At 61.4% G+C, this 20,688-nt stretch carries 16 protein-coding genes; 4 read left to right on the top strand and 12 right to left on the bottom strand.

The window, feature by feature from the left end:
• Positions 1 to 39 precede the first annotated feature (39 nt).
• From BMW49_RS07790 to purL, 3 genes are all read right to left on the bottom strand, one after another.
• Positions 40 to 357, bottom strand: a complete 318-nt coding sequence (locus tag BMW49_RS07790; RefSeq protein WP_069517613.1) for a YqfO family protein — start codon at positions 355 to 357, stop codon at positions 40 to 42.
• A gap of 75 nt (positions 358 to 432) precedes the next feature.
• Positions 433 to 546 (bottom strand): CDGSH iron-sulfur domain-containing protein, encoded by a 114-nt coding sequence (locus BMW49_RS25085; RefSeq protein ID WP_244168318.1) that lies wholly within the window; start codon positions 544 to 546, stop codon positions 433 to 435.
• Positions 547 to 714: 168 nt separating this feature from the next.
• Entirely contained in the window at positions 715 to 4,611 is a 3,897-nt protein-coding gene (gene purL / locus BMW49_RS07780; protein ID WP_069517616.1) for a phosphoribosylformylglycinamidine synthase, read from the bottom strand.
• A 167-nt stretch (positions 4,612 to 4,778) separates the two neighbouring features.
• On the opposite strand from purL, the gene mltF reads away from it, so the two are divergent.
• Complete coding sequence (gene mltF / locus BMW49_RS07775; RefSeq protein ID WP_069517618.1) at positions 4,779 to 6,239, top strand: membrane-bound lytic murein transglycosylase MltF; 1,461 nt, start codon at positions 4,779 to 4,781, stop codon at positions 6,237 to 6,239.
• Positions 6,240 to 6,454: 215 nt separating this feature from the next.
• On the opposite strand, the gene tadA is transcribed toward mltF, so the two are convergent.
• The 6 genes from tadA to BMW49_RS07745 form a co-directional block, all read right to left on the bottom strand.
• A complete protein-coding gene (tadA, locus tag BMW49_RS07770) occupies positions 6,455 to 6,937 on the bottom strand; it encodes a tRNA adenosine(34) deaminase TadA (RefSeq protein WP_069517620.1) in 483 nt (160 codons plus the stop codon).
• Positions 6,937 to 8,301 (bottom strand): multicopper oxidase family protein, encoded by a 1,365-nt coding sequence (locus BMW49_RS07765; protein ID WP_069517622.1) that lies wholly within the window; start codon positions 8,299 to 8,301, stop codon positions 6,937 to 6,939. Before BMW49_RS07765 ends, tadA begins: the two co-directional genes overlap by 1 nt.
• A gap of 358 nt (positions 8,302 to 8,659) precedes the next feature.
• A complete protein-coding gene (locus BMW49_RS07760; protein WP_069517624.1) occupies positions 8,660 to 9,271 on the bottom strand; it encodes a LysE family translocator in 612 nt (203 codons plus the stop codon).
• Positions 9,272 to 9,457: 186 nt separating this feature from the next.
• Positions 9,458 to 9,769 (bottom strand): EthD family reductase, encoded by a 312-nt coding sequence (locus BMW49_RS07755; protein WP_069517626.1) that lies wholly within the window; start codon positions 9,767 to 9,769, stop codon positions 9,458 to 9,460.
• Between the two features lie 35 nt (positions 9,770 to 9,804).
• The gene (locus BMW49_RS07750) at positions 9,805 to 11,412 is read right to left on the bottom strand and encodes a phytoene desaturase family protein (protein WP_069517628.1); all 1,608 of its coding nucleotides are present in this window, start codon (positions 11,410 to 11,412) and stop codon (positions 9,805 to 9,807) included.
• Between the two features lie 45 nt (positions 11,413 to 11,457).
• The gene (locus tag BMW49_RS07745; protein ID WP_069517630.1) at positions 11,458 to 12,246 is read right to left on the bottom strand and encodes an SDR family oxidoreductase; all 789 of its coding nucleotides are present in this window, start codon (positions 12,244 to 12,246) and stop codon (positions 11,458 to 11,460) included.
• 104 nt (positions 12,247 to 12,350) lie between these two features.
• On the opposite strand from BMW49_RS07745, the gene BMW49_RS07740 reads away from it, so the two are divergent.
• Entirely contained in the window at positions 12,351 to 13,082 is a 732-nt protein-coding gene (locus tag BMW49_RS07740) for a Crp/Fnr family transcriptional regulator (RefSeq protein ID WP_069517632.1), read from the top strand.
• 23 nt (positions 13,083 to 13,105) lie between these two features.
• On the opposite strand, the gene BMW49_RS07735 is transcribed toward BMW49_RS07740, so the two are convergent.
• Positions 13,106 to 14,125, bottom strand: coding sequence for an AraC family transcriptional regulator (locus BMW49_RS07735; protein ID WP_069517634.1), 1,020 nt, complete (start codon positions 14,123 to 14,125; stop codon positions 13,106 to 13,108).
• 139 nt (positions 14,126 to 14,264) lie between these two features.
• Between BMW49_RS07735 and BMW49_RS07730 the strand changes: the two genes are divergently transcribed.
• Positions 14,265 to 15,161 (top strand): TauD/TfdA dioxygenase family protein, encoded by an 897-nt coding sequence (locus BMW49_RS07730; protein WP_069517637.1) that lies wholly within the window; start codon positions 14,265 to 14,267, stop codon positions 15,159 to 15,161.
• A gap of 100 nt (positions 15,162 to 15,261) precedes the next feature.
• Here BMW49_RS07730 and guaA read toward each other — a convergent pair whose 3' ends face one another.
• Complete coding sequence (gene guaA / locus BMW49_RS07725) at positions 15,262 to 16,839, bottom strand: glutamine-hydrolyzing GMP synthase (protein ID WP_069517639.1); 1,578 nt, start codon at positions 16,837 to 16,839, stop codon at positions 15,262 to 15,264.
• Between the two features lie 78 nt (positions 16,840 to 16,917).
• Positions 16,918 to 18,387, bottom strand: coding sequence for an IMP dehydrogenase (gene guaB, locus BMW49_RS07720; RefSeq protein ID WP_069517641.1), 1,470 nt, complete (start codon positions 18,385 to 18,387; stop codon positions 16,918 to 16,920).
• Between the two features lie 177 nt (positions 18,388 to 18,564).
• Between guaB and BMW49_RS07715 the strand changes: the two genes are divergently transcribed.
• A complete protein-coding gene (locus BMW49_RS07715; protein ID WP_069517643.1) occupies positions 18,565 to 20,688 on the top strand; it encodes a TonB-dependent siderophore receptor in 2,124 nt (707 codons plus the stop codon).

The raw sequence follows: 20,688 nt of genomic DNA, 5'->3' as shown, positions 1-20,688 counted from the left end.
CTGCAACGAAGGGCCCGACTAGAGCCTAGCGCCACTAGGCTAGAACGTCAGATCAGACAGCCGCCACACCTCGAACGCCGGGGTTTCATAAGGATGGCTGCGCTTGAGTGCCTTGACCGCGTCATGGATAAGCTCGTCGGCCACCACCAGCTCGACCTTCCACTCCGCGACATGCTCCAGCACCTGCGCTTCGCCAATAAACGGCTGGCTACCCGGCAACGGCCGAAACTGTCCCTGCCCCGCCACCTGCCAGCAGCACTGGTCGTAGCCGCCCAGACGGCCAGCGCCGGTGGCGAACACCGCCGTTTTGACGACCTCCAGGTGGGAGTCGGGAACATAGAAGCAGAATTTGTACATCGTCATCCTCACAGACGTCAGCAAGCGCCAGGCACATTGGCCTATGGACACTAGACCCTGGCAGATGAAAGGGATTCAGCCCCGCAGAAAGCGGCGCAGCGACCAACCTTTGGCAGCGACGGATTGGTGCCGGCCATCGCAATAAGGCAATTGTCTGGAGTGCCCGCAGCGGCACAGGATCAGTTGCATACGCCTTGGCGGCAGCAGCGTCAGGCCCTGTGTACAACCCTCTAAGCAATCAGGCAGGTTGGGCGAATGCCCACAGCGGCAGAGCAGCAGTGGTACGCCAGGTTCGACCTGGCGTACCTCAGGCAGCATGAGCGCGGGGCCATCGGTCATGGCCGCACGCTCAAGCGGTCAGTCCACCCAGACGCGGGCGTTGCGGAACATGCGCAACCAGGCGCCGTCTTCCTGCCACTCGTCTGGCTTCCAGGAGTTCTGCACAGCGCGGTACACCCGCTCCGGGTGCGGCATCATGATGGTCACGCGGCCGTCGCGGCTGGTCAGGCCGGTGATCCCGCGCGGCGAGCCGTTGGGGTTGGCCGGGTAGGCCTCGGTGACCTTGCCGTGGTTGTCGATAAAACGCATGGCCACAGTGCCGGACAGGTCGGCTTCGAGCAGGGCTTCTTCGCTCTCGAACTCGGCATGGCCTTCGCCGTGGGCGATGGCGATTGGCATGCGCGAACCGGCCATGCCCCGCAGCAGAATCGAGGCCGATTCTTGCACCTGAACCATGGCCACCCGTGCCTCGAACTGCTCCGAGCGGTTACGCACGAAGTGCGGCCAGAACTCGCTGCCCGGAATCAGCTCATGCAGGTTGCTCATCATCTGGCAGCCGTTGCACACACCGAGGGCGAAGCTGTCCTTGCGCTCGAAGAACGCCTGGAAACCGTCACGGGCGCGGGCGTTGAACAGGATCGACTTGGCCCAGCCTTCGCCGGCACCCAGCACGTCGCCGTAGGAGAAGCCGCCGCAGGCGACCAGGCCCTTGAACTCGTCCAGGCTGACGCGGCCACTGAGGATGTCGCTCATGTGCACGTCGATCGCGCTGAAACCGGCGCGGTCGAACGCTGCTGCCATTTCCACCTGGCCGTTGACGCCCTGCTCGCGCAGCACCGCCACTTTCGGCCGCACGCCCTTCTTGATGTAGGGCGCGGCGATGTCTTCGTTGACGTCGAAGCCCAGCTTGATGCTCAGGCCCGGGTTGTCTTCTTCGAGCAGCGCATCGAACTCCTGCTCGGCGCATTTGACGTTGTCGCGCAGGCGCTGCACCTGGTAGCTGGTTTCCGCCCACTGACGCTGCAGCAGACGCCGCTGGTCGCTGAATACCACTTGCTCGTGGAAGCGAATCGACACATCACCGTTGTTCAGCGGCTGGCCGATAACCGACACGCAATCGGCCAGGCCGGCCGCGCTGAACTGCGACAGCACTTCGGCGGTGGCATCCTGATGCACCTGGATCACCGCGCCCAGCTCTTCGTTGAACAGCACGGCCGGCAATTCGCTGACGTTATCCGCCAGGGCATCAAGGCTCAGGTTGAGGCCGCAGTGCCCGGCAAAGGCCATTTCCAGCACGGTCACCAGCAGGCCGCCATCGGAGCGGTCGTGGTAAGCGAGCAGACGACCATCGGCGTTGAGGCCCTGAATCACGGCGAAGAACGCCTTGAGGTCTTCAGCGTCATCGACATCCGGCGCCTGCTTGCCAAGCTTGCCGTACACCTGAGCAAGAATCGAAGCACCGAGGCGGTTCTGGCCACGACCGAGGTCGATCAGGATCAGGTCGGTTTCGCCCTTGTCCATGCGCAGTTGCGGGGTCAGGGTGCTGCGAATATCAGTGACTGGGGCAAAGCCGGTGACGATCAGCGACAGCGGCGAGGTGACGCTCTTGTCGACGCCGTCATCCTGCCAGCGGGTTTTCATCGACATCGAGTCCTTGCCCACCGGGATGGTGATCCCCAGGGCCGGGCACAGTTCCATGCCCACGGCCTTGACCGTGTCGTACAGGCGCGCGTCTTCGCCTGGGTGGCCGGCAGCGGCCATCCAGTTGGCCGACAGTTTGATGTCGGAGATTTTCTCGATACGCGAGGCGGCGATGTTGGTCAGGGTTTCGCCGATGGCCATGCGCCCGGAGGCGGCAGCATCGAGCAATGCCAGCGGCGTGCGCTCGCCCATGGCCATGGCTTCGCCGGTGTAGACGTCGAAGCTGGTGGCGGTCACAGCGCAGTCGGCCACCGGTACCTGCCAGGGGCCGACCATCTGGTCGCGGGCGACCAGGCCGGTAATGGTGCGGTCACCGATGGTGATCAAAAAGCTCTTGCTGGCCACAGCGGGGTGATGCAGCACGCGGCCGACAGCCTCGGCCAGGGGCAGCGCCGTGGCGTCGAAGTCATCGCCCAACTCGGCTTCACGGGTCACCGAGCGGTGCATGCGCGGCGGCTTGCCGAGCAGCACTTCGAGCGGCATGTCCACAGGCGTGTTGCCGAAATGGCTGTCGGTAACGGTCAGTTGCGGCTCTTCGGTGGCTTCACCGACGACCGCGAACGGGCAGCGCTCGCGCTCACAGATGGCCTGGAAGCGCTCGAAATCCTTGGCGCTGACGGCCAGTACATAACGCTCCTGGGACTCGTTGCTCCAGATCTCGTGCGGGGCCATGCCCGGTTCGTCGTTGGGCACGTTGCGCAGCTCGAAGCGGCCACCGCGGCTACCATCGTTGACCAGTTCTGGGAAGGCGTTGGAGATGCCACCGGCGCCGACGTCATGAATGAAGGCAATCGGGTTGGCGTCGCCCAGTTGCCAGCAACGGTCGATGACCTCCTGGCAGCGGCGTTCCATTTCCGGGTTTTCGCGCTGTACCGAGGCGAAATCCAGGTCCGCCGAACTGGCACCGGTGGCCACCGACGAAGCGGCGCCGCCGCCCAGACCAATGAGCATGGCCGGGCCGCCGAGCACGATCAGCTTGGCGCCAACGGTGATTTCGGCTTTTTGCACGTGGTCTTCACGGATGTTGCCCATGCCGCCAGCGAGCATGATCGGCTTGTGGTAGCCGCGCACTTCGTCGCCATGGGGCGTGCTGATCGATTGCTCGAAGGTGCGGAAGTAGCCGGTCAGCGCCGGACGACCGAATTCGTTGTTGAACGCGGCGCCGCCCAGCGGGCCTTCGATCATGATGTCCAGCGGCGTGACGATACGCTCGGGCTTGCCATAGGCCTTTTCCCACGGCTGTTCGAAGCCTGGGATGTTCAGGTTGGAAACGGTGAAACCGGTCAGGCCAGCCTTCGGCTTGGCGCCGCGGCCGGTGGCGCCTTCGTCGCGAATCTCGCCGCCAGAACCGGTGGACGCGCCGGAGAACGGAGAAATCGCCGTCGGGTGGTTGTGGGTTTCCACCTTCATCAGGATGTGCACCGGCTCCTGCACCGCGCCGTACTGGCGGGTTTCAGAATTAGGGAAGAAGCGCCCGGCGCTGTGACCGACGATCACCGAGGCGTTGTCCTTATAAGCGGACAACACGTTCTCGCTGTGCATCTGGTAGGTGTTCTTGATCATGCCGAACAGCGACTTTTCTTGGCTCTCGCCGTCGATGTCCCAGCTGGCATTGAAGATCTTGTGGCGGCAGTGCTCGGAGTTGGCCTGGGCGAACATCATCAGTTCGATGTCGTGCGGGTTGCGCTTCAGGCCCTGGAACGCGCTGACCAGGTAATCGATTTCGTCTTCGGCCAGGGCCAGACCCAGCTCGGTGTTGGCCTGTTCCAGCGCGGCGCGACCGCCACCGAGGATATCAATCGCGGTCAGCGGCTTGGGCTCGGCATGGCTGAACAGCTCTGCGGCGCCTTCCAGTTGGCTGAGCACCACCTGAGTCATGCGGTCGTGCAGCAACTGCGCGACTTGCGCCGTCTGGGCATCATCCAGCTCGCCGGTGACGTAATAGGCGATACCGCGCTCCAGGCGCTGGATCTTCGCCAGACCGCAGTTGCGGGCGATGTCACTGGCCTTGCTCGACCAGGGCGAGATGGTGCCGAAACGCGGCAGAGTAAGGAACAGACGCCCGCTGGGCTCCTGCACCGGCACGCTGGGGCCGTACTTCAGCAGCCGGGCCAACACCTGCTCTTCATCGGCGCTGAGCACACCGGTAACCTCGGCAAAATGCGCGAACTCGGCATACAGGCCAGTCACAGCGGGAACTTTGCCGGTCAGTTGCTCAAGCAATTTACCGTGGCGAAAAGCAGAAAGGGCGGGAGCGCCGCGCAGGATCAACATCGGGGACAGCCTCTGGGAAGGGGGTGTACTTTGAGGCCGCGTATTCTAGCCTAAAGCGCGAGTTGACGGCACCTGCAGCGGACGACCCGTGTGCGCGCCATTCGCTAGCAGAGAAGCGCCCCGCTGTCGAGATATGGCGCGTCAGTGGCTTTGCGTATACTGCGCTGATGTTTGCCCAATCTGCGTTCCGCAAGCGCTCGGCCTGCTGGCTATCAGCGATCGGAATCCTCCTGCTGCTCGGTGGCTGCGCTGAAGAACCCAGCGCACTCGAACGCGTACAGGCGGAGGGTGTACTGCGCGTGATCACTCGCAACAGCCCGGCAACTTATTTCCAGGACCGCAACGGCGAAACCGGCTTCGAGTACGAACTGGTCAAACGCTTTGCCGACGACCTGGGCGTCGAGCTGCAAATCCAGACCGCCGACAACCTCAACGAACTGTTCAGCAGCCTGGGCAAGGAAGGCGGCCCTGCATTGGCCGCGGCCGGCCTGGTTGAAAGTGAAGGACGTCGTAGCATGGCGCGGTTCTCCACGCCCTACCTGGACGTCACCCCGCAGATCATCTACCGCAACGGCCAGCGCCGACCGACCCGCGTCGAAGACCTGATCGGCAAGCGCATCATGGTGCTCAGGGGCAGCAGCCACGCTGAACAACTCGCCGCCTTGAAGGTGCAACAGCCGGAACTCAATTATGAAGAGTCGTCGGCCGTGGAAGTGGTCGACCTCTTGCGCATGGTTGATGAAGGCCAAATCGACCTGACCCTGGTCGACTCCAACGAGCTGGCCATGAACCAGGTGTACTTCCCCAATGTGCGCGTGGCCTTCGACCTGGGTGATGCCCAACACCTGGCCTGGGCTGTGGCGCCGGGCGAGGACGCCAGCTTGCTACAGGCGATAAACAGCTTTCTTGAGCGCGCCCAGGAAAACGGCAGCCTACAGCGCCTGAAGGACCGCTATTATGGCCACGTCGACGTGCTCGGCTATGTCGGCGCCTACACCTTCGCCCAGCACCTGCAGCAGCGCCTGCCGCGCTACGAGAAACATTTCCGCCAAGCCGCCCAGGCCAATAATCTGGATTGGCGACTGCTCGCCGCCATGGGCTATCAGGAATCACTCTGGCAACCCGGCGCCACCTCCAAGACCGGTGTGCGCGGCCTGATGATGCTGACGCTGCGCACCGCCCAGGCCATGGGTGTGTCGGACCGCCTGAACCCCAAGCAGAGCATCGACGGCGGCGCCAAGTACATCGTCTATGTCAAAGAACAACTGCCCGAGAGCATTCAGGAGCCCGACCGCACCTGGTTCGCCCTGGCAGCCTATAACGTTGGCGGCGGCCACCTGGAAGATGCGCGCAAGCTCACCGAAGCCGAAGGCCTGGACCCGAACAAGTGGCTGGATGTACAGAAGATTCTGCCGCGCCTGTCGCAGAAACAGTGGTACAGCAAAACCCGCTATGGCTATGCTCGTGGCGGCGAGCCGGTGCATTTTGTACGCAACATCCGCCGCTACTACGACATCCTCACCTGGGTCACCCAGCCCCAGCTCGAAGGCGACCAAGTGGCAGAAAGCGGCCTGCACATGCCAGGCGTCAACCCCGAGAAGCCCCAGCAGGACACCCCGCCGCTGTAGGAAATGGGGTTATTCATGCCCCACCCGGGCGCCTGTAGGAGCGAAGGGTGCGCGCAACCTTTATTCGCGATTGGCCTTGATCGCGCTGAAAGCATCGCGAATAAATTCGCTCCTACAGGTATGCAGCGAGCAAGTAGGAGCGAATTTATTCGCGATAAATCGCTAAAACCCTGCAGGCGTCGCGGCTAAAGCCGCTCCCACATAAAAGACGAACGTCAGCGCGCCTCACGCCGCGCCTTGAAGAACGCACTCAACGCCGCACCGCACTCCTCGCCCAACACCCCGCCCTCGACCAGCACCCGGTGGTTGAGAAAGCCCTGAGCAAAGAACTCGCCCCGACTGTGCGCCACCCCTGCTTTAGGTTCACTCGCGCCGTACACCACCCGCTGCACCCGCGCATGCACGATCAACCCGGCGCACATGCTGCAAGGCTCCAATGTCACGTACAGAGTGCTGCCGGGCAGACGGTAGTTATCCAACGCCTGGGCAGCGGCGCGGATTGCCACCATCTCGGCATGGGCGCTGGGGTCATGGGTGCTGATCGGGCAATTGAAGCCCTGCCCGACCACATCGCCGCCATGCACCAGCACCGCACCCACGGGCACCTCGCCCAGGGCCGCGCCCAGCGCCGCCTGCTCCAGGGCCAGTTGCATAAAGTGCGTGTCGCGGCTGCGGTCGACAATCAGCGGCTGGCGCATCACAGCACCTCGATGGCGGCCATCAGGCCGGTTTCCATGTGGTCGACGACATGGCAATGGAACATCCACACGCCCGGGTTATCAGCGACGAAGGCGATGCGCGCGGTTTCGTTTTTGCCGAGCAGGAAGGTGTCGGTGTAGTACGGCTCGATGCGCCGACGGTTGGAGTCGAGCACTTTGAACGTCATGCCGTGCAGGTGAATCGGGTGCTGGTACTGGGCCATATTGCGCAGCACGAAGATGTAGTGACCATCGCGCTTGAGCGTGGCGATAGGCCGATCGGCGCAGGTCTTGTCGTTGATGTCCCAGGCCTGCCCGTTGATTTGCCAGTAGCGCGCCGGCGCATTGCTGTTATCCGCCAGCATGGCCGCCCACTCGAAATTGAAGCGCAACGTCTCGGCCTGCGCCAGATCCGGCTCAGCCACCGGATTGGCTGGCAAGGCCGGCGGCCAATCGGTAGGCGCGGCAGTGCTCGGCTCACTGACCAGGGTCGCCAAACGCATCGGGCCATTGCGCAGCGACAACGTCTCGCCAGCAGCCGGCACACGCAGGGCCAGGTCCAGACGCATACCGGGGCCGAGCCAGTATTCCTTGCCCAACGGCCGCGGCGCGACCGGATTGCCATCCAGGGCATAGATGCGCGCGTCACCGCCCGGCAGGTTGAGGCGATAGGTCACTGTGTTGTCGACGTTGATCAGGCGCAAGCGCACCACCTGGCCCGCCGGCAGCGCCAACTCGGGGAGCGGCTGGCCATTGATCGTCGACAAGCGCCCGCGCGTACCTTCACGCGCCGCCTCGCGCGGCACCATAAATTCGGTAAAGGCGCCCGCCTCGTCGACATGCCAGCTTTTCAGGCACAGCGTGCGCTCATGGACAAAACCAGTGTCCACGCGCTCCTCGACAATCAGCGGACCTACCAGACCACGGCCGAGCTGCTCGCTGCTGCTGGTATGCGGGTGATACCAGTAGCTGCCGGCATCCGGGGTGATGAACTGATAGTCGAAATACTCGCCTGGCAACACCGGCAGTTGCGACACGTAGGGCACGCCGTCCATTTCCAACGGCAGGCGGATGCCGTGCCAGTGAATAGTGGTCGGCACCTCCAGCTTATTAATGAAGCGCACACGCAGCCATTCGCCCTGCTTGGCGCGAATCTCCGTACCCGGCGCCTGCCCGCCATAGGCCCAGGCCGGCGTGGTGTGCCCGGGCACCAGCTCCAGGTCGAGCGGCGCGGCGATCAACTGATAATCGTACTCGGCCGCCACCAGTGGGCGGCCCAGCCAATAGCGCGCGCCACCGGCGCCCAGGCCGACCACGGTTAAACCAGCCAGGCCGGCCAGTATCTGTCTACGGGTAAACGCCATCGAACTCCCCACTGCCCGGCTGTGTGCCGAGCGTCTTCACCCAAGCGATTGGGCGCTGCAAATGCGGTATCTTCTCATTTTCAGCCTGACAAAGACGAGCCTGACGGCGAGTCCGGTTGCCGCAGGGAATCTCAGCCTCTTATTTATGGCGATGTCCCAATGCGGTGTTACGCGGCGACGCTGCTTTTCGTAGGAGCCGCGCCCCGCGGCGAATGCCATGGGCAACGCCGAAGCCACTGGATCGCGACAATCTATTCGCCCCGAGGCGGGGCTCCTCCGCGTGCTCGCTGACTCACCCGAATGCTGCGTTAGGGTTTGCAAGGACCGCAACACGGTTTGGGGGCATAGCCTTTTTGGTTTATCGCGTCAGCGCCAACTTCACGCCAAAGCCGAGCAGACATACGCCCGCTAGGCGCTCAAGCAGACGGCTGACCCGGCGATTGGCGCGCAAGCGCGTGGCCAGGTGATGGGTCAGCAACACCGCCAGCAGGCCATAGAGGAAGGTCAACACGGCCACGGTCACGGCCATAAAGCCGAACGTCAGCATGCCCTGATGCTGCTGGGGGTCGATAAACAGCGGGAAGAAGGCCATATAGAAAATGATGGCCTTGGGGTTGAGCACACTGATCAACAGGGTCTGCCGGAAGTAGTCGCGCGGCCGGATCTCAAGTACCGCAGCAGCCCCAGGCTTGGCCAGCAGCATGCGCACGCCGAGCCAGACCAGATAGCCCGCGCCCAACCACTGCACCGCACTGAACGCCGCTGGGTAAGCCGCCAGCAACGCCGCAACACCCGCCAGCGCCAGCCACAACAGCACCTGATCACCCAGCATGATCCCCAGCGTCGACGCCAACCCGCCCCTCACGCCACCTTTGCCGGTGGAGAGCACCAACGCCAGATTGCCCGGCCCCGGAATCATCAGCAGCACCACGAACGTCACCACGAACGCGGCGTAGTCGGTTACGCCCATTGCGCCCCCTTTTAAAACAGATTGGTCTGAAACGAACAGGGCAGCCGAAGCTGCCCTTGAGGCACACACTCACGTCTAGCCCCACCAGGTTACCAAGCTCCGTCACGGTAAAAGGGATTTTTCATAACCGTAATCGGGTGCCGGGGCTTAGGCCGTTTATGCACTGGATTCAGCCCGGCCCCTCACTTACTCAATGACCTGGCTCATGACCACAACAGGGATGATATCAGTGTAGTTTTCACGGTCTTCGCCAAGTGCTTTGCCTTCAGCGGCCATTGCCGCTTTGAAACTGTCGATATCATTAAAGAACAGGTGCGCCGCTGCAACGCTCGCTGGCAGCTTAGCGCTGCGGTCAGCCAACGTTTGATCAACTTCCAGCTTGAGCAAGCCATGGGCAGTCAACTTGTCGCGGATCAATTGCGCATGGGTACTCTGGTAATACGCGTGATTAAACTGGTAAGCCTCATGGGGCGGGTAGGAAACAGTCACTCTGATCATGCTTTTCTCCAGGTAATAGGGTCAGGTTAGAGGCGTCAAGCAAGCGCTTTCAACTCGCGGAACATATCTCGGCCAAGCGCTGCTGAGGCCGCCAGTAAACCACCGACCATCGCACCACTCACACCGCCCATGGCGACATCCTGCCCGCTAAAAAACAGACCCTTTACGGGGCTGAAAGCGCGGGTCCAGCGCTGCTGATAACGCTCCGGGGTTGGCGCGAACGACATGAAATCACCGCGTGTGCGGCCAAGAAAATCGTTAAAACTCACGGGCGTCGCCAACTCCGCATGTACGACGCGGCCGCGGGCCTTGGGATAGAAGCGGTAGACCTGGGCCAGCATTTCTTCGGTGAGCTTTGCCTTGAGCGTTTCATACTCGTCACCACGCCGTTTCCAGTGCGTGTCTGTGAACGGCTTCCACAGGTTCCAGTCCGTGAAGCTACAGATATCCATCGTGCTGTGGCCAGGATAGCGCTCCAGCCAGGTCGGATCTTTGGCTGAAGGTTGCGAGATAAAATGCAGCGGCATTGGGCGGTTCGCCGCATCCGCCGTGTAGTACTGCCAGTCCTCTGTTTGCCTGGCGCTCTTGTGAATCCAAATGTTGGCGGGCCCCACTTCCATATCCGCATTACAGGCGTCCAGACCCAGGTTGAGCACGACTGCCGGCAGGGTGCTTGGCATAGACTGGATTTTGGCGTTGATCGCCGCGACTTCGGGATCTGCGCTGTCGAGCATGTTCAGCGTCTGCCGAATACCGATTGCGCTGATCACCTGGGGGGCTTCAAGCACTTCGCCCCCGGCCATCCGAACACCGACCACGGCACCGCTGTGCTCGACAACGGCCACCACATCGGCCCCTGCCAGCACCATGCCGCCGGCACTGCGTATGGTGTCGGCGATCCGCTCGGCAATAACCTGGGCACCGCCGATGGGGTAGCTTGCGCCATCCAGGTAGTGGCGGATAACGGCGGCATGCGCTGCAAACGACGCGACACTCGGCAGACTGGCGTAATCACCAAAATGGCCACAAAGCACGGCAATCAAGGTCTCATTCCGGGTGATTGAGCGCAGTACTTCCAGTGTGGTTTTCTCGGCCAGCGGCATAAAGCGCGGCGCAACATGATCGAACGCCCTATCGAACATGGCGCCAGACATTGCCCGCGCCGCCAAAAACTCGCCGGCAGGACGGCTGGCCTCATTGACCAACTCAATGTAGAAGTCGATAGCGTCCGCCTCTTCGGGAAAGTATTCCTTCATCCGCTGTTTAAAGGCGACACTGCCCGCGTGGTACTCGAAAACATCATTGCCAATAGCAATCTTGTTGTAGATGTCTGGCATCTTCTGCCACTTCAACTCGCCACGCGTGACCTTGTTGAACAGGCTCAGTAGCGTGCCTGAGCGATGCACTTCGCCGACATAGTGAAGGCCTACATCCCACTCGAATCCGGGACGCTTGAATACCTGCAGGCAGCCACCAATAACCGCATGCCGTTCAAGCACCAGTACCTTCTTGCCATCGAGTGCCAGTAGCGCGGCGGCGGTCAATCCACCCGCACCAGAGCCGATCACAATGGCGTCAAACGTTGCCTCAAGATCGCCGCGCGCTCGCGCGCGTTTATAGCTGGAATCCGCTGCATTTTTCATTGTTTTTACCTGTTTAGGGTGTGCATAAAAAGGCATTCGCCAGACTTACGCAGGGGCGCCAAACAGCCCGGGACCGGCCAGCGAAGCACCGCCATCAACCGGCAGCACAACGCCCGTGACGTAATCGCAAACAGCCGAACTGAGCATCAGAGCGACATTGGCTACCGATGAAATATCGCCGTAGCGGCGCAGTGGAATACTGCGAATGACCGCTTGGCGCGACTCGGGTGTAGGTGTCAGGCGCGCCATGCCCTCTGTCCCGTCAATGGGGCCAGGGACAATGGAATTGACGCGTATGCCTTCTGGTCCCCACTCCATCGCCAACACCCTTGTGAGCATGTCGACGCCGGCCTTGGCGGCGCAAACGTGGGCTTGCATGGGGGTGGCGATGGATGCCTGGGGGGCGGAAATATTGATAATCGAAGCGCCTGGCTTGGTCAGGAAGGGATAGGCCGCACGCAGCACATGGAAGCTGCCGAGCAGATCAATATCCATGACGCTCTTGAAGCCATTCGCTGACATCAGCGCTACAGGCGCTACAAAGTTGCCGGCCGCGCCGGAGCAGAGCACATCAATGCTGCCCCAGGCTTCGCTGGTACTGGAGAGGGCATGCTGGACGCTACTCATGTCACGAACGTCGCCCGAGAAACCTAATACGTCTGTGCCAAGAGTGCGCAGGCTGGTGAGCGCCCGCTCGACCCGTTCAGGTGATCGACTAAACACCGCCACCCGCGCCCCGGCGGCAGCAAAGGCCTTGGCTATCCCGAGGTTGATGCCGCTGGTGCCGCCGGCGACAAATACGGTTTTTCCAGTGAACTCGTTCTGATTCAGCATCAACGCCACTCCAGCCCATAAATCGCTTAGTTGTTGTTAGCGGGACTAGGCTATGAGCAGCAGAGGTGGCAGTCTGTCAAAAATTTGAATTTTGAACCGATGCCATGAACACACCGGTAGACATCAACCAGTTACTGATCACGCTGGAGCGCGATGAATGGTTTTCCTCGTGTGCCGATGAACTGAAGCGAGCCCTTGTGCGCGATGCCAGGCTGCAGCGATGCCTCGCTGGTGAAGCGCTATACCGCGACGGGGAATCCCCTAAACACGCGCTTTTTTGTGTGCTTGAAGGTGCTATTCGCCTCAGCAGTTCGTTGCACGATGGCACCCCGTCACTCTTGGTTTATCTCGAACCTTGCCATTGGTTTGGTGACATTTCACTGATTGACGGCAACCCCTACATTCGCGACGCCATTGCCGATGTAGACACAGATGTACTGTGCGTTCCGATCCACTCATTTACTCAATGGCTGGACCAGAACCCGAAATACTGGCGGGATATAGCCCGCCTGAGCATCAACAAATTGCGGGTGGCCTATCAGGTGATTGGCGAACCAGGGGCCCTGCACCATCGCCTTGCCAGGCGCTTATGGCTGATGGCACATGGATTCGGATCACGCACGAAAAACCCTTCGACCCAGTTAAGCGTTTCCCAGGAGCATCTTGCCCAGATGATGGGCAGCACTCGACAGAGCATTAACGCAGCATTGGCCAAGCTGGAGGGATTAGGCTTGCTCGTCCAGGGCTACAAATCCATCGAGTTAAATGCGCTCAATAAGCTCCTGAACCATGCGAATCACCTGCACCTGGACGAGCCAACGGACCGTCCTCAGTGAACCCGTGTGGCGCGACGCGCCCGCTAACCCAGGCTCTGTCGCTGCCAGTGACTGGGTGGGGAACCGGTCCAGCGGCTGAACGCCCGAGAAAAGCTGGCCGCCTCCGCATACCCCAGACGCAGCGCAATGGCGTTGAGGCTTAGACGCGGGTCGTTTAGCAGATGCTTGGCCAGCTGTTTCTTGATTTGCTCATTGAGCTGCTGAAAGCTATGCCCCTCGCCGACCAGACGGCGATGCAAGGTGCGCTCCGAAAGACCGAGGCGTTCGGCCACTGCACGACACGACAGGAGTTTTTCCGGATGCCCAATCAGCAATATTTGCACCTGGCGAGCAATCGGCGCAGTGGCCAGTTGGTGGGAGACTTCCTGATACTGCAGCTCACACAACTGTTCACCCTGTAATTGAGCATCGACATGGGCTTGCGGGAGCGGACAGTTCAACTCCGATTGGGAAAAAAGTATGCCGTCGCGCTGTGCCGAAAAACGCAGGGCGTAAGGAAACAGGGGCTGCGAGACAGCCTGGCTGCCGGGGCCCGGCGCCGTCATTTCTATGGCAAGTGGCGCCACCTGGCGTTTCAGCAGCTCGGAGCTGATCTGTAGGCAGGCAGCGAGACCGCGCTCTACGATAAAGGCGCAGGTATCGCGGGGTAGGACGCTGGCATCGAACAGCAACCACATACCACGGCGATCGCGTTCCAACCGCGTAGGGCAGAGCGTCAGCGCGATGAGCTGAAAGCGGCTGAACAAGGCGAAGGCGTCACTCAAGGTGCGACTCGCCAGCATGGTAAAACCCAGCATCCCCAGAGACGTCAGGTGGTAACGCTGCCCGGTGAGAAAACCCAGCCCTGGGCGGTTGCTGTACCCCAGCACGTTGCGGATGACCGCCAACTCTTGCCAAGCCTCAATCTGCGCCCCTGCGCTTTGCAGATCGGCCGCTGCAATCGCACTCCCCTTCAGGCAGCTCGGCGCATCTATTCCCTCTTCCTGAGCCGTCTGCAACAGGTAGCGCACACCTGTCAGCGTGCGTTTTTGACGCCAATCCATTGCCCGCTCCTCACCATTGGGTTGTTCTATATAGCCTGGCAGTTGGCAGTAGTCATCATGAAATGGCAGTCATGATCATGGAGCAGCCCAGGGCCGCAGGCCATGCTGTTGTCACTCAAATCGCCGTGAGAACAACAAAATGAGCGAATTTATCTACACCCTGCCGAGCAACAACCCTGCTGTCAGTTACCAACACTTTACGGCCACACCGGCCACAGGTGCCTTGGGCGCCTATGTCGAGGGTCTAGACCTGCGTGACCTGAGCGCTGCCGGCTATGCCGAACTGCGCCAGGCCTTGCTCACGCACAAGGTGCTGTTCATTCACGATCAGTCGTTGAGCGTCACCGATCTCGAGCAGGTCACTCTGCAGTTTGGCGCGTTCGGCCGCGAGCCCTATGTGACCTGCATGGAGGCGCATCCCCACGTAGTTCACGTAGTAAAAGAGGCCGATGAGAAAGCGCCCTTCGTTTTCGGCGGCGCCTGGCATACCGACTGGACCTTCCAGGAACGGCCGCCGGTTTTCACGCTGCTCTATGGCCACGATATCCCGCCTTACGGGGGCGATACCTGCTTTGCCAATCTGACGCTTGCCTACGAGTGGCTCTCCCCAGGCATGCAGGCGTTGTTGGAACCTCTCGACGCAGAGCACAGCCCGGAGCGTGCCTACGGAACGGGGGCCAACCACAACGCGCTGCTGGAAAACATGCACATCCTTTACGGCCAGGACGTCTCAGACGAGGTCCGTTACCATCCCTTGGTGATACGTCACCCAGAAACCGGCAAGAAGGTACTGTTTATCAACCCGGCCTATACCTCGGGCATCAAAGGGCTGCGCGCAGCAGAGGCTCAGCCGCTGCTCGACTACCTGTTCAACCTCGCCGTGTCACCGGCCTTCACCTGCCGCATGCGCTGGCGCCAAGGCACCCTGGCCATCTGGGACAACCGCAGCACCTGGCACATGCCCGTGGCGGATTACCATGGCATGCGCAGAGAGATGTTCCGCACCACGGTTATTGGCGGAGTGCCGTCGCGTTAGAGACTGATAGACCAGCTAATCAGAGCGGTGCTTCATCCCCCCATGCGTCCACCCTGGACACATATAACAAAGGCGCCTCACGGCGCCTTTGTTCATCAACTCACTCCCACTCAATGGTCGCTGGCGGCTTACTCGACACGTCGTAAGTGACGCGCGAAATGCCTTCGATCTCATTGATGATGCGGCCGCTGACGGTTTCCAGCAGCTCGTAGGGCAGGTGCGCCCAGCGTGCGGTCATAAAGTCGATGGTTTCCACGGCGCGCAGGGCCACGACCCAGGCGTAACGACGGCCATCGCCGACCACGCCGACCGATTTCACCGGCTGGAACACCACAAAGGCCTGGCTGACCTTGTGGTACCAGTCGGCCTTGCGCAGTTCTTCGATAAAGATGTGGTCAGCACGACGCAGCAGGTCGGCGTATTCCTTCTTCACTTCTCCGAGGATGCGCACACCCAGGCCTGGGCCGGGGAATGGGTGGCGGTAGACCATGTCGTAGGGCAGGCCGAGCTCGAGGCCGAGGCGGCGCACTTCGTCCTTGAACAGTTCGCGCAGCGGTTCGACCAGCTTGAGGTTCATTTCCTCGGGCAGGCCGCCGACGTTGTGGTGCGACTTGATCACGTGGGCCTTGCCGCTTTTCGCGCCAGCCGACTCGATCACGTCCGGGTAGATGGTGCCCTGGGCGAGGAACTGGATGTTATCCAGTTGGCTGGCCTGGGCATCGAACACGTCGATAAAGGTGCGGCCGATGATCTTGCGCTTCTTCTCCGGGTCGGCTTCGCCGGCCAGGTTGTCGAGGAACTGCGCTTCGGCGTTGGCGCGGATCACCTTGACGCCCATGTTCTCGGCGAACATGGCCATCACCTGCTCGCCTTCGTGCAGGCGCAGCAGGCCGTTATCGACGAACACGCAGGTCAGCTGGTCGCCAATGGCCTTGTGCAGCAGCGCCGCGACCACCGAGGAGTCCACGCCGCCAGACAGGCCGAGCAGCACGTTGGCGTCACCAACCTGGGCGCGCACCTGGGCGATGGCGTCTTCGGCAATCTTCGACGGCGTCCACAGGGCTTCACACTCGCAGATGTCGAGGATGAAGCGCGACAGGATGCGACCGCCCTGTTTGGTGTGGGTCACTTCCGGGTGGAACTGCACGCCGTAATAGCGACGCTCGTCGTTGAACATGCCGGCAATCGGGCAGCTCGGGGTGCTGGCCAGGACGTGGAAGTCGGCCGGCATCTTGGTGACTTTGTCACCGTGACTCATCCACACGTCGAGGCCGAACAGGCCATCGGCGTCTACGTGGTCCTCGATACCGTCGAGCAGACGGCTCTTGCCGACCACATCAACACGGGCATAGCCGAATTCACGCAGATCGGAACCCTCAACCTTGCCACCCAACTGCTCGGCCATGGTCTGCATGCCGTAGCAGATACCGAAGACGGGCACGCCCAGGTCGAATACCGCTTGCGGGCAGCGCGGGCTATTGGCTTCGTGCACCGACTCAGGACCACCGGCGAGGATGACGCCTTTGGGGGCGAATTCGCGGATCGCTTCGTCGTCCATGTCGAACGGATGCAGTTCGCAGTACACGCCAATCTCACGCACGCGGCGAGCAATCAGCTGGGTGTACTGGGAACCAAAGTCGAGGATCAGGATACGGTGGGCGTGAATGTCGAGGGCCATGACTAATTCTCGTCAGTGGTAAGCAGAAACAACGCGGGGCTGTCGATAACAGCCCCGCTTAGTGATGTTGCCGAAGCATCAACCTACGCGGTAGTTCGGTGCTTCCTTGGTGATCTGCACATCATGCACATGGGACTCGGCCATGCCGGCGCCGGTGATGCGCACGAACTCAGGCTTGGTGCGCATCTCTTCGATGGTTGCGCAGCCGGTGTAACCCATGGAGGCGCGCAGGCCGCCAGTCAGCTGATGAACGATGGAGCCCATGGCGCCCTTGTAGGCCACACGGCCTTCAATGCCTTCGGGGACCAGCTTCTCGGCACCGGCGGAGGAGTCCTGGAAGTAACGATCCGAGGAACCCTGGGCCTGGGACATGGCGCCCAGCGAACCCATGCCGCGGTAAGCCTTGTAGGAACGGCCCTGGAACAGCTCGATTTCGCCCGGTGCTTCTTCAGTGCCGGCGAGCATGGAGCCGATCATCACGGCAGAGGCGCCAGCCACGATGGCCTTGGACAGGTCACCGGAGAAGCGGATACCGCCGTCGGCGATCAGCGGGATACCGGTGCCTTCCAGCGCGGCAGCAACGTTGGCCACGGCGGAAATTTGCGGCACGCCGACACCGGCGACGATGCGCGTGGTGCAGATCGAGCCTGGGCCAATACCGACCTTGACGGCGTCAGCGCCAGCCTCAGCCAAGGCCAGGGCGGCAGCGCCGGTGGCGATATTGCCGCCGATGACCTGTACCTCAGGGAAGTTCTGCTTGACCCAGCGCACACGGTCGATCACGCCCTTGGAGTGGCCGTGCGCGGTGTCGACGATGATCACGTCAACCCCGGCATTGACCAGCGCGGTGACGCGGTCAGCAGTATCAGCGCCCGTGCCAACCGCTGCACCGACACGCAGACGACCCTGGTCGTCCTTGCTGGCCAGCGGGTAGGCCTTGGCTTTTTCGATGTCCTTGACGGTCATCATGCCCTTGAGGTGGAAGGCGTCGTCGACGATCAGCACTTTCTCGATGCGGTGCTTGTGCAGCAACTCGCGAACGGCTTCCTTGGCGGCGCCTTCCTTGACGGTGACCAGACGCTCTTTGGGCGTCATCACTTCACGCACCGTGGCGTCCAGGCGATTCTCGAAACGCACGTCGCGGGAGGTAACGATACCGACCAGGTCACCGTTGCTCAGCACCGGCACGCCGGAGATATTGTGCAGGCGGGTCAGCTCGAACAGGTCGCGTACGGTGGCGTCTGCCTCGATCGTGATCGGGTCCTTGACCACGCCGGCCTCGAACTTCTTGACCTTGCGCACTTCAACCGCTTGCTGCTCGACGGTCATGTTCTTGTGGATGATGCCGATGCCGCCTTCCTGGGCCATGGCGATCGCCAAGCGCGCTTCGGTGACGGTGTCCATTGCAGCGGACAACAGCGGAATATTGAGCTCGATACCACGGGTCAGACGCGTCTTGAGGCTGACATCCTTCGGCAGAACTTCGGAATAACCTGGAATAAGTAGAACGTCGTCGAAGGTAAGAGCTTCTTGACTGATACGCAGCATGGCGGGGGCTCCCGAGCGGGAAATTGGAAGCGCGCCATTATACCCAGCGCAGGCGCTTCACTCAATGCAAAGAATGCCCTATTGCGGGGCAATTAGCCGCACGACGCAAACATGGAAACGGCTGGCGGAACGCGAATACAATAATGATTCTCATAAACGCCCGCACTCGAGATGCAAATGCCCGCCACCTTATTCCCGCGCGCCCCCTACCTGCTGTGCCCTGCCCTACTCCTTGCGGCGCTCCCTGCCGGCTCTGCGCTCGCGGCCTCGGCTGCGGAAAACCTGCAACTGCCCAGCGTCGAAGTCGTCGCGCCGCGCAGCACCGACGAAGGCTACAAAGCCTCGAACGCCAGCACAGCAAGCAAATCCGACACCCCGCTCAAGGAAGAGGCCCAGTCAGTGCAAGTGGTCACGCCGCAGACCATCGAGGATTACCAGGTCAAATCCCTGGACGATGCGATGAAGTTTGTCAGTGGCGTCAGCCAGAGCAATACCCTCGGCGGCACCAAGGATGCCTTCATCAAGCGGGGTTTCGGCACCAACTCCGATGGTTCGATCCTGCGTGACGGCATCCGCTCGAACCTGTCGCGTAACTTCGGCGCCACCAGCGAACGAGTCGAAGTGCTCAAGGGCCCGGCAGCGCTGCTCTACGGTGCGATGGACCCAGGCGGGCTGATCAACGTCATCAGCAAACTGCCGCAGTACCAACAGCGCACCGTAATTGGCGGCTCGACCTATAGCGAAGGCGGCGGTTCGTTGTCGCTGGATACCACCGGCCCGCTTGGCGATACAGGCCTGGCCTATCGACTGATCGCTGAGCGCCAGAACGAAGACTACTGGCGCAACTATGGTAGCGACGAACAGGTGTTGGTCGCCCCGTCGCTGACCTGGACTGGCGAGCGCGCCAGCCTGACCCTGGCCTACGAATACAACGACTACTCCGCCCCCTTCGATCGCGGCACAGTATTTATCGGCGGCCATCCGGCTAGCGTTGATTACGACAAGCGCTTGGATGAGCGCTGGGCAGAAACCCGCGGCATCGCCGAAAGCGCCCGCGCCGTATTCGAGTATCAACTGGACGATGATTGGAAAACCCGCCTGACCTACGGCTGGAACAATGACCGCTATGGGCTTTCCATTGCCCAACCGGTATCGCTAAACGCTGCCACTGGCAACTTCCGCCGCGTCGGCAACGGCGCCCATTACGACGACGAAACCCGTTACGGCAGCCTCGACCTGATCGGCCAGCAGATGCTCTTTGGCCAGCGCCACGAGCTGCTGCTCGGCGTCGATCATGAACTGAACGACCAATACCGCGGCAAGACCTACCGCAACACCACTGGTATGCGCAGCGATATCGATATTTACGACCCGGTATATGGAGAGTTGGACGAACCCAGCGTGATCAGTGCGACACAAAGCAACCGGCGCAACGAGCTGACCTCGACCTCGATGTATTTCAAGGACAACTGGCACCTTGATGACCGCTGGATTCTGGTACTCGGCGGCCGTTATCAGCACTACGACCAGTACATTGCCCAGGGTCTGGGCAGCAGTCGCGAGACCCTGTACGACCGCAATGACCAAACCCTGATTCCCTTCACCGGCCTGGTCTACAAGGCTAGCGAGGCCTTGTCGCTATATGGCAATTACAGCCGTTCCTTCGTGCCCAATACCAGTGTCACCGACAGCGGCCAGACCTTTGACCCTGAAGAGGGCCGCAGCTATGAAGTGGGTGCCAAATACGACCTTCGCCCAGGCTTGAGCCTCAACCTGGCGCTGTTCGATATCGTTAAGGAGAACGTGGTGGTCGGCTCCGGCGACAACACAGAAGCCGCCGGCAAGGTCGGCTCACGCGGCGTGGAAGTGGATCTGAGCGGCAGGATCGCCGAGCGCTGGGAGCTGATCGCCACCTACGCCTACACCCACACTGAAATCCTTGATGATCCGGCCAATGAGGACAATCGCCTGGCCCAGGCGCCGCGCCACACCGGCAGTCTTTACTTGACGCACCAACTGGCGGCACCCAGCGAACTGGGCACCTGGCGCATCGGCGGCGGTGCTCGCCACGTTGGTGAACGCACGGCCGACAACGCCGACAGTTTCCGCCTGAGCGGCTACACCGTGGCCGACACCTTTGTACGCTGGGAGTACCCGCTATTGGGGCGTAAAACCTCACTGCAGCTCAATGTCGACAACCTGTTCGACAAGCACTACTACCCCTCCACGACCGGTAGCGAGCTCAACGTCAGCGTGGGCGAACCGCGCACCGCACGCCTCTCCGCCAGCGTCGAGTTCTGA

Origin of the sequence: Pseudomonas cuatrocienegasensis, assembly GCF_900110925.1 — a bacterium.
GTDB lineage: Bacteria > Pseudomonadota > Gammaproteobacteria > Pseudomonadales > Pseudomonadaceae > Aquipseudomonas > Aquipseudomonas cuatrocienegasensis.
Note: the sequence above shows the minus strand (reverse complement) of the source record. Positions and strands in the feature narration are given on the sequence as shown.